This is a genomic window from Microbacterium sp. GXF6406 (assembly GCF_054798215.1).
Map to the genome: position 1 here is coordinate 258,976 of NZ_JBSJZH010000001.1, position 13,270 is coordinate 272,245.

Sequence of the window (13,270 nt, forward strand, 5' to 3'; positions counted from 1 at the left end):
GGCTCTAGGCTCGATGGGTGTTTCGTCTGCTGGGGATCCTCATAACCGTGCTCTACGCGATCGCGGCCGCGGTCATGGTGTGGCCGCAGTTCTTCCGGCTCGAGCAGACCTTCCCCTTCGCTCAGCTCGTCGCCGTGCGCGGCGCTGTCCTCGGCGGGTTCCTCGTGATCGCCGTGCTGTCGCTGCTGCTTCTGCTCGCGCGCCCCATCCGCGGTTTCGCGGCGTCCCTGCTGATCGTCTCTCTCCTGGCCGCCGCGGCCACCGGGGCGATCGGCACCATGCGCGGCTACGGATCCGGCGAAATGCCCGACAAGACCGACGCGAGCGTGCGCGTGCTGACGTGGAACACCGCCGGCGAAGCGGTCTCGGCCGAGAGCATCGCGGAGACCATCCTCGATCAGCAGGTCGATGTCGTGACCCTTCCCGAGACCGCCGAATCGGTCGGCGAGCGCATCGCGGTCATGCTCCGCGAGCAGGGGCATCCGATGTGGGTGCACCACGTGCAGTTCGGCGATGTCGACTATGGCCCGCAGGCCTGGGAGACGACGATCCTCATCTCCCCCGAGCTGGGCGACTACTCGGTCATCGCCTCGTCGGAGGACGGCTCGAGCAACACCAGTTCCGTGCCCAGCGCCGTGATCATGCCGGTCAACGGCGCGGGGCCGACGATCGTCGCCGTCCACGCGGTCGCCCCGCGCGTCGATGCGATGTCGCGCTGGCAGTCGGATCTCGCCTGGATCGCCGACCAGTGCCCGCCCGGGGACTTCATCATCGCGGGCGATTTCAACGCGACCATCGATCACCTCGCGAGGCTCGGCGTCGACGGCGGTGACATCGGATACTGCCGGGATGCCGCGGTGCGCACCGGCACGGGCGCCATGGCCACCTGGCCCGCCGACTACCCGGAGTTCCTGGGCGCCCCGATCGACCACGTCATGGCGAGCCAGAACTGGGATCCGACGGGCTCTCTCGTGCTCGATGCGCAGGGTTCCGACCACCGCGCGCTCGTCGTGCAGCTCGACCCCGCCGGTTGACGGGCCCCGTCAGGATTCGGCGTCGGCGCGGCGTCGCCGCACACGAAGGATGAGCGCGAGGATGAGGCGCCATCCGATGAGGAACAGCGCGAGCACCAGCACGGTCACGATCATGAACGGCACGGCGGTGCCCTGTCCGCTCACGGCGCGCAGCAGCAGGCCGCCGACGACGGTGATCGCCCAGATCACGATTCCCGGCAGGACGCGGGATGCCCCGCCCCGTGTGAGAATCACCACGGCGTGTGCCACGAGCAGTGCCACGAGGAAGGGCCAGATCGTGTTCGCGAGCCCCGGCAGGTCGGTGAGCACGCCCTCGGCATGGGAACGCCGGCCGATCATGCAGAAGGCGAGCACGCTCACCAGATCGATGACGAGAACGAGGGCGCGGGGCATCCGACGGGTTTCCACCCCTCCAGCGTAGGCCGCTGCCGGAGCGCCCCGGTTGTCGGACGGGAGTGAGAGACTGGAGGCATGAGCACCGCAGAGAACGCCACGACCACCGAGGCTCCCGTCACGACGAACCGCAAGCAGCCCTTCCCCCGCGGCTTCCTCGACACGATCTCCACGGGATGGGCCGAGCGTCCCGAGACGATCCCCGGCGCCCGTGCGCAGGCGGCCTTCGCCGCGGTGCGTCGCGCCGCCGTCTCGGCGGCTTTCCCGGGCAAGCGCCTGGTGATCGAGGCCGGCTCCCTCAAGCAGCGCTCCAACGACACCGACTACCCCTTCCGCGCGCACTCGGCGTTCGCTCATCTGACGGGCTGGGCGGCCGACACCGAGCCCGATTCGGTCCTCGTGTTCGAGCCCACCGATGCCGGCCACGACGTCACCCTCTATTTCCGCGAGCGCGCCGACCGCACGACGACCGAGTTCTACGCCGATGCCACGGTGGGCGAGTTCTGGATCGGCCCGCGCCCCTCACTCGCCGGCGTCGCCGCCGACCTGGCGATCGCGACCGAGCACCTCGCCGTCTTCGCTGCGGGCTCCGACGATCTGACGCTGGCGGATGCCGAGCTGGAGCGCTTCGTCTCGGAGCTGCGCCTGGTCAAGGACGCCTATGAGCTCGAGGAGATGCGTCTCGCCGTCGAGATCACCGCGCGCGGTTTCGACGACATCGTCACGGCCCTGCCGGATGCCGCCCGCCATGCCCGCGGCGAGCGCGTCGTCGAGGGTGTTTTCCACCGCCGCGCCCGGGAGGACGGCAACGGCGAGGGCTACGACACGATCTCGGCGTCCGGCCCGCACGCCTGCTACCTGCACTGGACCCGCAACGATGGCGCAGTGGTCCCCGGCGATCTGATCCTGGTCGATGCGGGTGTCGAGACCGACAGTCTCTACACCGCCGACATCACCCGTACGCTGCCGGTCAACGGCACGTTCAGCGAGGTGCAGCGCCGCGTCTACGAGACGGTGCTCGAGGCCGCGGATGCCGCGTTCGCGATCGCGAAGCCGGGCATCAAGTTCCGCGAGCTGCACGAGACGGCGATGGGGGTCATCGCGAAGCGCACCGCCGAGTGGGGGCTGCTGCCGGTCACCGCGCAGGAGGCGCTCGACAACGAGAAGGGCGGCCAGCACCGCCGCTACATGGTGCACGGCACGAGCCACCACCTCGGCATCGATGTGCACGACTGCGCTCAGGCACGTCGCGAGATGTACTACGACGGCGTCCTCGAGCCGGGCATGGTCTTCACCATCGAACCGGGCCTGTACTTCCAGATCGACGACCTGACGGTTCCGGAAGAGCTGCGCGGCATCGGCGTGCGCATCGAGGATGACATCGTCGTGACCGAGGACGGCGCCGTCAACCTATCGGCCGATATTCCGCGCACGGTCGACGAGATCGAGGCGTGGATCGCACGGCTGCAGGGCTGATCCGTCCGTGCGGCACGGGGCGTCGGGCATCGCATGATCCTGCGTGAAGCGCTGCGCGGGATCTTCAGCGCGGGACTGACGATCTACACCGGTCTCGGCATCTGGGCCGAGATCGCGCACGGCAGATCCAACCGGCGGATGCTCGGCACCGGGGGCGATCCCACCGGGCACGAGGCGATCGTCGTGCTCGGGTACGGCAACCGCGGGCCCCGCGCCAACATGATCAACCGCTACCGGGTTCGCGCCGGCATCCGCTCGCGCGACCCTCGTGCCACGGGCAGCACGATCGTCTTCTGCGGCGGCACGGTCATGGGCGCGGAGCCCGAGGCGGTCATCATGGAGCGCTTCGCCCGGGAGGAGCTCGGTTTCACCGGCCGCAGCGTGCTCGAGACCGAGAGCCGATCGACGCGGGAGAACATCGCGAACGCGATCGGGTTCATCGAGCACGCCGACGCGATCAAGATCGTGTCGAACTCCCCGCATGCCGAGGTCGCGCGCGAGCTTCTCTGGACGATGCGGCCCGACATCGCCGACCGGCTCGTCAGAGCGGACGAGCACATCCTGGGTGAGATCACCCCGATCAAGATCGGTGCGGCGCTGCGGGCCGTCGCCTATCGGCGGGCGCAGCGGCGACGCTGAGACCTCAGACGAGGAACTCTGCGACGAGCGGTGCCAGTGAGGCTCCGATCACGGATGCTTCGCGCTTGTTGCCGCGGATCTCGAACGAGTGGTTGGCGTTCTCGATCCAGACGATGCGCGCGTCCTGGCATCCGGTGATGACATCCTCCAGCTGTTCGCGCGGCTGGACGAAGGGATCGGTCGTCCCCTCGATGAAGAGCTGGGGCACGGCGACCGCCGGCAAGTGCTCGGCGCGCGGCTTCTCCGGCTTTCCGGGTGCGTGCAGCGGATATCCGAGATAGATGAGGCCGTCCGTCTCGAGGCCCTCGGCCACGGCCATCGATGCCATGCGACCGCCGTAGGATTTGCCGCAGGCCCAGATGCGGTCGCCGGGCGCCAGCGCGCGTGCGTGCGCGACCGCGGCGCGCCAGGCGGCGATCGCGTGCGGCGCGGGGCCCTGCATCCGCCGTCCCATCGCCCGATAGGCGAATTCGAACCGCAGGGTGGAGAACCCGAGATCGTTCAGCGCATCGGCGAACCCGACGAGGAACGGGTGGCCCATTCCCGCGCCGGCGCCATGCGCGATCACGACGGTTCCGCGGCCGGTCACCGGTGACCACGCGCTCGGCAGTTGCACGGTTCCGGCCGGCAGGTCGACCGAGAGCGTCACTTCTGCTCGTCGTCCGGGCTCTTCTCCGCGGGCTGCTCGGCGGCGGTCGTCTCGGAGGGCGCCGTGCCGTCTCCGGCGGCGCTGTCCACGCGCTCGCCGTACTGCGGGCGCGGCAGCGGCGGGCGGGGCGGGATCACCTGTTCGCCGACGGGCTCACCGGCCTCGGGCTGCCCGGATCCCGGGGCGACGCGTTCGCCGTACCGCGGCGGCTCGCTCAGGTCGACGGGTGGACGGACCACCTTCGTGCGCTGGACGCCGACGATCTCGCGCGCCTTGGCCAGGGAGGCCGGCATCACCGTGACCTCGTAATGCTCGGCCGCCAGCTGCGTCACGCTCGCGAAGTCGCGACGACGACGAACGATCATGTACGAGACCAGGCTGAGGATCATGCCGAACGCGACACCGACCAGCAGGAAGCCGACGAACAGCTGGATGGGCGCCTCGGGGTTGCCGAGGACGAGGATCGCCGAGAGCAGGAGACCGATGAGGATGCCGTTGATCGCGCCGGAGCGCGCTGCGGCGGCGTAGCCGAGCTTGCCCGTGACGCGTTCGATCGTCCGCGCGCCCTGCCCGACGATGGCGATGTCCCGGGCCGGAACCTCGCCGGCGATCAGCTTCGACACCGTCTTCTGCGCCGCTTCGTAGTCGCGAACGGATGCGACGATCTCGCCGACGACGGTGTTATTGGCCGGACGGTTCACCATGCTCATGCGCACATTGTCCCATGCGAGTCTTTGACGCCGTCGGCACCCGCGTCGGCGGGGCTACGCTGGAAGAGTGAGCACACAACGGGTCTTCGTCGCACGACTGGCCGGCTGCGCCGTGTTCGACCCCGTGGGCGACCGGCTCGGCAAGGTTCGGGATGTCGTCATCGTTTATCGAAGCACCGCCTCGCCGCGGGTCATCGGCCTGGTCATCGAGATCCCCGGACGCCGCCAGGTGTTCATGTCGATCGGCCGTGTGACGTCGATCCGTTCGGGTCAGGTGCTGACGACGGGTCTCATCAACGTGCGCCGGTTCCAACCGCGTCCCGGCGAGGTGCGTGTCCTCGCCGAGTTGCTGGGGCGTCGCGTCGAGTTCTCCGACGGCACCGGGACGGCCGTCGTGGAGGACGTCGCGATCGAGCCCGACCGCCGTGGGGAGTGGAACGTCGGTCAGCTCTTCCTGCGCCGGCCCAAGACGAGCGCGTCGCCGTTCGCGAAGGGGCCGACGACGTTCGCCGCCTGGAACGAGGTGCAGGAGAAGCGGGCTCCCGGCGAGTCCCAGTCCGCCGAGCAGCTCGTGGCATCCTATTCCGAGCTGCGCGCCGCCGATCTGGCCACCACGCTGCTCGATCTGCCGCAGCAGCGCATGATCGAGGTCGCCGAGGAGCTTCCCGATGGCCGTCTCGCGGATGCTCTCGAGGAGATGCCCGAAGACGAGCAGATGCACATCCTCGACGGTCTCGGCGATGAGCGCGCCGCCGACATCCTCGACCAGATGGAGCCCGACGACGCCGCCGATCTTCTGGCGCAGCTGCCCGCCCCGCGTCTGGAGCAGCTGCTCGAGCTGATGGAGCCCGAGGAGGCTGAGGACGTGCGCACGCTGCTGCGCTACGAGCCCGATACCGCGGGCGGTCTCATGACGACCGATCCGATCATCCTCTCGGCCGATGCGACGGTCGCCGAGGGGCTCGCCCTGATCCGGCGCCACGAGCTGCACCCGGCCCTGGCCGCCGCGGTGTTCGTCACGCTCCCCCCGTTCGAGACGCCCACCGGGCGCCTGCTGGGCGCCGTGCACTTCCAGCGGATGCTGCGCTATCCCCCGCACGAACGGCTCGGCGCGATCGTCGACGAGGCGATGGAGCCGGTCTCGGTCACGGCATCCGCCACGGAGACCGCTCGTCTGCTCGCCAGCTACGACCTCGTCTCGCTGCCGGTCGTCGACGCCGCCCACCGCCTCGTCGGCGTCGTGACGATCGATGACGTGCTGGATTACCTGCTCCCGGATGACTGGCGCACGCACGACCATGCGGATGCCTCGACGGAAGGCGCCCGATGATGGCCCGCGCGAACCACGCCCTCGATGCGCCCGGACGCAGCATCGCGCGTCAGCGTCCGACCTCCCGCGACCGCTTCGGACGCTTCACGGAGTGGGTGGCCCGCGCGATGGGAACTCCCGCTTTCCTCGTGATCCTCACACTCTTCTGCGTCGCCTGGATCGGCTGGAACACGCTGATGCCCGAGAACACCCGCTTCGACGACGCCGCCCTCGGCTTCACCGCACTGACTCTGATGCTGTCGCTGCAGGCCTCCTACGCCGCGCCGCTCATCCTGCTCGCGCAGAACCGCCAGGACGACCGCGACCGCGTGCAGATGGAACAGGACCGCCAGCGGGCCGAGCGCAACCTCGCCGATACCGAGTACCTCGCACGAGAGATGGTGGCGCTGCGCATGGCGCTCGAGGAGCGCAATGCGCAGGCTCTGACCCGTGATGTTCTGCGTGCCGAGCTGAAGGCGCTGCTCGCCGAGCTCGAGAATGAATCCCGACATGATCTCCCGGCGGCGCAGGGCCCGGGCGAGCGCGCGGATCGGCCCCGGTCATGACTCTGCCCGATCGCATCCGTCAGGCCGTCAGCGCGGTCACCGATCCCGAGCTGCGCCGTCCGATCGGCGACCTCGACATGGTGCGCGAGATCACGCTCGACGGCGCGCATGCGCACGTCGGAATCACCCTGACGATCGTCGGATGCCCCGCCGCCGACCGCATCGAGAGCGATGTGCGCCGTGCCGCGGCATCCGTGCCGGGCGTCGCCGAGGTGACGGTCGAGCTCGGCGTCATGACGCCCGCCGAACGCACCGCCCTCACCGCGAAGCTGCGCGATGGACGACCCCCGCGCCAGATGCCGTTCGGTCCCGATTCCCTCACCCGGGTCATCCTCGTCTCCAGCGGCAAGGGCGGGGTCGGCAAGTCCACCCTCACCGCGAACCTCGCCGTCGCCCTCGCCGCGCAGGGGCTCTCGGTCGGACTCGTCGACGCCGACGTCCACGGATTCTCGATCCCGGGGCTCCTCGGCATCCCGAGCGGCACCCAGCCCACCCGCATCGACGACCTCATGCTGCCGCCCGTGGCGCACGGGGTGAAGACCGTCTCCATCGGCATGTTCCTGCGCGAGGGCGAGGCGGTCGTCGCCTGGCGCGGCCCCATGCTGCACCGCACGGTCCAGCAGTTCCTCACCGATGTGTTCTTCGGCGACCTCGACGTCCTCCTCATCGACATGCCGCCCGGCACCGGCGACATCGCGATCTCGATCGGGCAGATCCTCCCCCACGCCGAGGTTCTCGTCGTCACGACACCGCAGTCCGCGGCATCCGACGTCGCGATCCGCAGCGGTCTCGTCGCGCGCCAGACAGGCCAGCGCGTGATCGGCGTCATCGAGAACATGGCGGCGATGACCCTGCCCGATGGCACGGTCATCGACCTGTTCGGCTCGGGCGGGGGCGCCGAGGTCGCCGCCGCACTGTCGGAGGGCGAGGAGACGGTTCCGCTTCTGGCATCCGTACCGCTGAGCCCGGCGCTGCGCGCCGGAGGCGATGCCGGAGAGCCCGTCGTCCTCGCCGACCCCGATGATCCCGCCGCGCAGCAGATCCGCGCCATCGCCGCGCGTCTCGCCCACGGAGGGCGGCGCCTGGCCCGGCGCCCGCTGCCGATGGCCCTGTCCCGCCCTCAGCCGGGCGCAACGGACGAGGCATGAAAGACTGCTGAAGTGACCAGCGAACCCGCGCCCCGCTCCGTGACCGTCGACGCCGAGCTGCTGCGCAACGTCAGCGCCGAGACGACTCTCTACACGCTGACCCGGCCGCTCGCCGTCATCGCCTACACCGCGCTGCTGGCTGCTGCGATCCTCAACGGGATCGTGCTGTCGATCATCGGGGGCTCCGATGAGGAGCGTGCCCGCACCCTCACCTGGACGCTGCTGGCGATCATCGCCCTGATCATCGCGTCGATGTTCTTCACCCGGGCGTCCGTCCGCCGGGCGATCAGCACCGCGATGCCCTCGGGGACGCGCATCAGCGTCGTCGTCGGAGAGGACGCCCTGCGCCTGGCTTCGAAGCGCGGCGTCTCCGAAATGCCCTACTCGACTTTCGCGGGCATCCGCGTGGGCCGGCACGCGGCCGTGCTGCGTCTTAGCGGTCAGTCCGTCGTGACAGCCATCCCCCGCGTGCTGCTCAGCGATGCCGACATCGCGACGCTGCGCGCGAAGATCTGACTCAGGTGGCTTCCATGTCGAATGGCGGAGGGGTCTCTCGCGTGAACACGGGCCGCATCAGCGGCGCCCGTCGAGGAGCCGCCGGCTGCGGCTCCCTGATCACGGCCGGGGCAGTCGACGCCGGCGCCGAGGGTGTGTCTTCGAGCAGCGCATCGCGGATGATGCGGCGCGGGTCGTACTGACGCGGATCGAGCTTGCGCCAGTCCACGTCATCGATCTCGGGGCCGATCTCCTCGCGCATGCGCGACTTCGTGTCGCGCAGGTACTCCCCGCCGCGGCGCACGAACTTCGCGAAGGTCTCCGCCGCCTTCGGCAGCCGCTCCGGGCCGATGATGAAAGCCGCGACGACACCGATCAGCAGAAGCTTCTCGAAGGTGAGCCCGAAGTCCATGTACCCAGGCTACCCGCCGCGCCTACGGGCGACGCTCACCGCGGGCGAATACTCTGAGAAGCGAAGTCCGAGGAGAAAACCATGAGCGAGAACGACGCGAACGCCCGCTATCTGCGCGAGGCGATCATCGAGCCCGCCGCGATCGCGCGAGCACGCGCCCACGCGGTCGAATTGGGGGCGGCTCCGGTGAGCCCCGCGCTCGGTGCGCAGCTGTCGATCCTCGCCGCCACGACGAACGCCCGCTCGATCGTCGAGATCGGCACCGGAGCCGGCGTCTCCGGGCTGTGGATGCTCCGCGGCGCCCCGCAGGCGGTCCTCACCTCGATCGACAACGAACCCGAGCACCTGGCCGCGGCGCGCCGTGGTTTCGCCGAGGCGAAGGTCCCCTCCACGAGGGCCCGTTTCATCACCGGCCGTGCGGCCGATGTGCTGCCGCGCATGAACGAGGCGTCCTACGACATCGTCTTCATCGATGCCGATCCCGCGAACGTCATCGAGTACGTCGAGCACGGCCTGCGTCTGGTGCGCACCGGAGGCATCGTGCTCGTCCCCCGAATCCTCGCCGGGGGCAGAGTCGCCGACCCGGTGCAGCGCGATGAGATCACCAGCGCATACCGCTCGCTCGTGCAGGAGACCCAGGAGTCGCCCGCTGTTCTCGCGGCGCTCTCGACGGTCGGTGAGGGACTGCTGCAGCTCGTGAGCGTGCGCAGCCACTGACAGACCGGACGGGAAAGGGCGGTGGATCCTCTCGGATCCACCGCCCTTTCTCATCCGTTGATCGGAGGTGTCAGCTCACGACGCCGGCGAGAACGCCGTGAAGCTCCTTCGCCTCTTCGTCGTTGACGGAGACGACCAGTCGTCCTCCGCCTTCGAGGGGAACGCGGACGATGATCAGTCGTCCCTCCTTCACAGCCTCCATGGGTCCGTCTCCGGTCCTCGGCTTCATCGCTGCCATAGTGGCTCCCTTTCCCTCGGTGGTATGCATCAAGTTTATCGGTATGCTTCCGCCCGGGCACATCCGGCGGAAGAATACGTCATGATCGACCGATCACGGCACCTGCCAGAACGCACTCCCCAGCGCGTAGACGGGGTAGATCCACAGCCACTGGCCGATCACGCACAGCAGCAGCACCGCCACCCGGTACACGCGGGAGCGCGGAACGGCGACGGCGCCCCACAGCGGGGTCAGCGGCATCAGCAGCCGGAATGTGCTCGACTGCGGGAAGAACACCGCCAACAGGTAGATGAGGTAGCTGGCACTCCACAGGCGCAGATCCACGCCGAGTCGTCGGACGGGACGGATGAAGAGCGCGGCAGCGGCGCCGATCACGAGCAGGAGCAGGGCCACGAACCCGAGATCTGCCGGAAGCCCCCACTGCACGAACCAGAAGCGTGCGCCCTGGACCCATCCGTCGACGGGGATGAACCCTCGCTCGGCCACTCCCCAGTTGCGTCGCCACGACAACTCGGTCGCGAGATACGCGCCGGGATCGCCCGTGACGACGCCGGCGATGATCTGCCAGGAGAATCCGGTGATCGTCGTGAGCGCCCCCAGCGCGATGATGTGCGCGACCTCGGCGGGCGCAAGCCCGTCCTCCCTTCGGCGCAGCCACCGCCAGATGCCGATGAGCCCGAGGAACAGCGCGAACGCGAGGATGCCGGGACGGGTGAACGCCAGGACAGGAAGGACGAGGTACAGCCATCCGTAGCGACGCCGAGCCACGAGATCGAGAGCCACGAGCAGCAGCAGGAGGAACAGGGACTCGGCATAGCCGACCTGGAACATCGCGGACAGCGGCCCCCACGCGAAGAAGGTCACGGCCCACATCGCGGCGGACTCCCCGATCCGCCCGCGCAGGAGGCGGTGGAGCATCACGCAGGCGCCGAAACCGGCGAGGAGAGAGAGGAGCATCGCTCCCACGCCCCAGCTGCCGAAGGGGACACCGAGGGTCTGCGACGCATATGCGTACACCGGCATGAAGGCCCAGGCGTTCTCCGCGACCTGTCCCGACACGGTGACCGGCAGCATCGACGGGTACCCCTCCCACGCGACGAGCCAGTACCACTGGGCGTCCCAGCCGACCACGAAGTCGGCGATCGTGGCATCCGGTCCGAATCGCGATCCGGCACCGGACAGCCGGGCCGCCGCGCCGAGGAGCCCCGTCGTGACCACCCGGGCCAGCACGTAGACCACCCCGATTCGGGCGATGGCCGGCATATGCGCCCAGCGGCGGGAGATCGCGATCAGGTGAGCCACGCCCGCAGGCCCTGCTCGACCGCGTCGATCTGATCGAGGGGCACGCGCTCCTCATCGTGATGTGCGAGCAGCGGATCGCCGGGGCCGTAGTTGACCGCCGGGATGCCGAGCGCCGAGAACCGGGCGACATCGGTCCAGCCGTACTTGGGCCTCGGCTGCGCGCCCACGGCCGAGACGAACTGCTGCGCCATGGGTGCGTCGAGTCCCGGCCGGGCCCCCTCGGCGAAATCGGTGATCTCGAGCTCGAAGCCCTCGAAGACCTTGCGCAGATGAGCCTCGGCGTCCGCGGCGGACTTGCTCGGGGCGAAGCGGTAGTTGACCTCGATCTCGCAGAGATCGGGGACGACGTTACCGGCGACGCCCCCGTCGATGCGGACTGCGCTGAGACTCTCCCGATAGACCAGCCCCTCCACCGCGACTTCCTTGGCACGGTACTCCGAGAGCCGCGCGAGGACCGGAGCCGCCGCATGGATCGCGTTCTCCCCCACCCAAGCGCGGGCGGAGTGCGCGCGAACGCCGTACGTGCGCACCAGGGCGCGCATCGTGCCGTTGCATCCGCCCTCGACCTCGCCGTTGGACGGCTCGCCGAGGATCGCGAAGTCGGCGGCGAAGAGTTCCGGATGCTCGTCGGCGAGCAGCTTCAGACCGTTGAGGGAGGCCGCGACCTCCTCATTGTCGTACCACATCCAGGTGATATCGATCGCGGGATCGATGAGCTCGGCGGCGAGCTTGAGCTGAACCGCGACTCCCGCCTTCATGTCGACGGTTCCGCGGCCCCAGAGGTTCGGCTCGCCGTCGACGTCGATGAACCGCGTCGGCACGTTGTCGTTGATCGGCACGGTATCGATGTGGCCCGCGATCGCGACGCGCTGCGCGCGGCCGAGGTTCGTGCGCGCGACGATCGTGTTGCCATGACGGATGACCTCGAGGTGCTCGAGGGGAGAGACGGATTCCTCGATCGCATCAGCGAGGGCCGTCTCACTCCCGGAAACGCTCGGGATATCGCAGATCGCCCGGGTGAGGTCGACGGAGGACGCGGTCAGATCGAGCTGCATGCCCCCAGCCTACGACCTGGCGTTCCGGCCCGTGTCGGACCGGGTGGATCCGACCCGTTAGAGTGAAAAAATGAGCGAAGCGCGCACCATCTGGGGAATCGGTCTGACCACGATCGCCCGGGACGGAACGGTGCTCGACGCCTGGTTCCCGCGGGTCGGCTCCGGCTCCCTGCCGGCCGAGATCGACGCGGACCTCGAGGCGCAGGCGGGAGCGGATGAGCGCCGCGATGTGACGATCGAGACCGTGCACCTGCAGATCGATCTCGATGCAGCGCCCGCGTCGACCGCCGATGCGTACCTGCGACTGCACGCCCTCTCACTGCGGCTCGTGCTCCCCAACGACCTCAACCTCGACGGGATCTTCGGGCACCTCCCCATCGTCGCCTGGACCAATGCCGGGCCGATGCATCCCGATGATGCAGCACGACTCGTCCCGCAGATGCGCCGGCACAGCATCCAGGTGCAGGGCCTCGACAAGTTCCCGCGCCTGACCGACTACGTGCACCCCGACGGGGTCCGCATCGCCGATGCCGCGCGCGTGCGCCTGGGCGCCCACCTCGCCCCCGGCACCACCGTCATGCACGAGGGCTTCGTGAACTTCAACGCGGGAACGCTCGGTCCCGTCATGGTCGAGGGCCGCATCTCGCAGGGCGTCGTGGTCGGCGCGAACAGCGACATCGGCGGCGGAGCATCCATCATGGGCACTCTCTCCGGCGGCGGAACCGTGCGCGTCTCGATCGGCGAGCGCACACTGCTCGGCGCGAACGCCGGTCTCGGCATCGCCCTCGGCGACGACTGCATCGTCGAAGCGGGCGTGTACATCACCGCCGGGTCCAAGATCATCGTTGCCGACGGGCCGGATGCGCCGCAGGGCGGAAAACGCACCGTCAAAGCGGCGGAGCTGTCGGGGCGGAGCGGTCTGCTCTTCTGGCGCAACTCGGTCACCGGAGCCGTCGAGGTCCGTCGGCGAAACGGCGCCGGGGTGACGCTGAACGAGGCGCTGCACGCCTGATCACCGCGCTCAGGATCCACCATGGCCGCTCTGCTAGGGTTGAACGGTTATCCGAGTGATATCTGATAACTACGTCGTCGTCACGGGGTCTCCTCAGACCGTAGCGAGCTGAAAC

At 69.2% G+C, this 13,270-nt stretch carries 16 protein-coding genes; 9 read left to right on the forward strand and 7 right to left on the reverse strand.

Annotated features, from left to right (window positions below; all coding sequences use genetic code 11):
- Positions 1 to 17 precede the first annotated feature (17 nt).
- Entirely contained in the window at positions 18 to 1,034 is a 1,017-nt protein-coding gene (locus ACWAUG_RS01200) for an endonuclease/exonuclease/phosphatase family protein (protein WP_460800632.1), read from the forward strand.
- Positions 1,035 to 1,043: 9 nt separating this feature from the next.
- Here the strand turns inward: ACWAUG_RS01200 and ACWAUG_RS01205 are convergent, their stop codons facing one another.
- Positions 1,044 to 1,442 carry a DUF3054 domain-containing protein gene (locus ACWAUG_RS01205; protein ID WP_460800634.1) on the reverse strand — a complete coding sequence of 133 codons (399 nt, stop codon included), beginning with the start codon at positions 1,440 to 1,442 and terminating at the stop codon, positions 1,044 to 1,046.
- 63 nt (positions 1,443 to 1,505) lie between these two features.
- Here ACWAUG_RS01205 and ACWAUG_RS01210 point away from each other — a divergent pair, with 63 nt between their 5' ends.
- Positions 1,506 to 2,903 (forward strand): aminopeptidase P family protein, encoded by a 1,398-nt coding sequence (locus tag ACWAUG_RS01210; RefSeq protein WP_298036833.1) that lies wholly within the window; start codon positions 1,506 to 1,508, stop codon positions 2,901 to 2,903.
- Positions 2,904 to 2,936: 33 nt separating this feature from the next.
- Positions 2,937 to 3,542: a YdcF family protein gene (locus tag ACWAUG_RS01215; protein ID WP_298036836.1), complete on the forward strand. Its 606-nt coding sequence runs from the start codon at positions 2,937 to 2,939 to the stop codon at positions 3,540 to 3,542.
- Positions 3,543 to 3,546: 4 nt separating this feature from the next.
- On the opposite strand, the gene ACWAUG_RS01220 is transcribed toward ACWAUG_RS01215, so the two are convergent.
- On the reverse strand, positions 3,547 to 4,191 hold the full coding sequence (locus tag ACWAUG_RS01220) for an alpha/beta hydrolase family protein (protein WP_298036838.1): 645 nt from the start codon (positions 4,189 to 4,191) through the stop codon (positions 3,547 to 3,549).
- Positions 4,188 to 4,901: a YflT domain-containing protein gene (locus tag ACWAUG_RS01225; protein ID WP_298036841.1), complete on the reverse strand. Its 714-nt coding sequence runs from the start codon at positions 4,899 to 4,901 to the stop codon at positions 4,188 to 4,190. The genes ACWAUG_RS01220 and ACWAUG_RS01225 overlap by 4 nt, the downstream gene beginning before the upstream one ends.
- A 67-nt stretch (positions 4,902 to 4,968) precedes the next feature.
- Between ACWAUG_RS01225 and ACWAUG_RS01230 the strand changes: the two genes are divergently transcribed.
- The 4 genes from ACWAUG_RS01230 to ACWAUG_RS01245 are packed head-to-tail and all read left to right on the forward strand — an operon-like array spanning position 4,969 to position 8,440.
- Positions 4,969 to 6,231 carry a magnesium transporter MgtE N-terminal domain-containing protein gene (locus tag ACWAUG_RS01230; protein WP_298036844.1) on the forward strand — a complete coding sequence of 421 codons (1,263 nt, stop codon included), beginning with the start codon at positions 4,969 to 4,971 and terminating at the stop codon, positions 6,229 to 6,231.
- A complete protein-coding gene (locus ACWAUG_RS01235; protein ID WP_298036846.1) occupies positions 6,231 to 6,776 on the forward strand; it encodes a DUF1003 domain-containing protein in 546 nt (181 codons plus the stop codon). Before ACWAUG_RS01230 ends, ACWAUG_RS01235 begins: the two co-directional genes overlap by 1 nt.
- A complete protein-coding gene (locus tag ACWAUG_RS01240) occupies positions 6,773 to 7,924 on the forward strand; it encodes an Mrp/NBP35 family ATP-binding protein (protein ID WP_298036848.1) in 1,152 nt (383 codons plus the stop codon). The genes ACWAUG_RS01235 and ACWAUG_RS01240 overlap by 4 nt, the downstream gene beginning before the upstream one ends.
- Positions 7,925 to 7,936: 12 nt before the next feature.
- Complete coding sequence (locus ACWAUG_RS01245; protein WP_298036850.1) at positions 7,937 to 8,440, forward strand: YcxB family protein; 504 nt, start codon at positions 7,937 to 7,939, stop codon at positions 8,438 to 8,440.
- 1 nt (position 8,441) lies between these two features.
- Here the strand turns inward: ACWAUG_RS01245 and ACWAUG_RS01250 are convergent, their stop codons facing one another.
- The gene (locus ACWAUG_RS01250) at positions 8,442 to 8,831 is read right to left on the reverse strand and encodes a Sec-independent protein translocase family protein (protein WP_298036852.1); all 390 of its coding nucleotides are present in this window, start codon (positions 8,829 to 8,831) and stop codon (positions 8,442 to 8,444) included.
- Between the two features lie 81 nt (positions 8,832 to 8,912).
- On the opposite strand from ACWAUG_RS01250, the gene ACWAUG_RS01255 reads away from it, so the two are divergent.
- Entirely contained in the window at positions 8,913 to 9,548 is a 636-nt protein-coding gene (locus ACWAUG_RS01255; protein ID WP_298036855.1) for an O-methyltransferase, read from the forward strand.
- A gap of 70 nt (positions 9,549 to 9,618) precedes the next feature.
- On the opposite strand, the gene ACWAUG_RS01260 is transcribed toward ACWAUG_RS01255, so the two are convergent.
- The 3 genes from ACWAUG_RS01260 to dapE form a co-directional block, all read right to left on the reverse strand.
- Positions 9,619 to 9,786, reverse strand: a complete 168-nt coding sequence (locus tag ACWAUG_RS01260; RefSeq protein WP_298036859.1) for a DUF3117 domain-containing protein — start codon at positions 9,784 to 9,786, stop codon at positions 9,619 to 9,621.
- A 93-nt stretch (positions 9,787 to 9,879) separates the two neighbouring features.
- Positions 9,880 to 11,088: a hypothetical protein gene (locus ACWAUG_RS01265; RefSeq protein ID WP_460800639.1), complete on the reverse strand. Its 1,209-nt coding sequence runs from the start codon at positions 11,086 to 11,088 to the stop codon at positions 9,880 to 9,882.
- Positions 11,076 to 12,143 carry a succinyl-diaminopimelate desuccinylase gene (dapE, locus tag ACWAUG_RS01270; RefSeq protein WP_460800641.1) on the reverse strand — a complete coding sequence of 356 codons (1,068 nt, stop codon included), beginning with the start codon at positions 12,141 to 12,143 and terminating at the stop codon, positions 11,076 to 11,078. The genes ACWAUG_RS01265 and dapE overlap by 13 nt, the downstream gene beginning before the upstream one ends.
- A 70-nt stretch (positions 12,144 to 12,213) precedes the next feature.
- On the opposite strand from dapE, the gene dapD reads away from it, so the two are divergent.
- Positions 12,214 to 13,155, forward strand: coding sequence for a 2,3,4,5-tetrahydropyridine-2,6-dicarboxylate N-succinyltransferase (gene dapD / locus ACWAUG_RS01275; protein WP_298036870.1), 942 nt, complete (start codon positions 12,214 to 12,216; stop codon positions 13,153 to 13,155).
- Positions 13,156 to 13,270 lie beyond the last annotated feature (115 nt).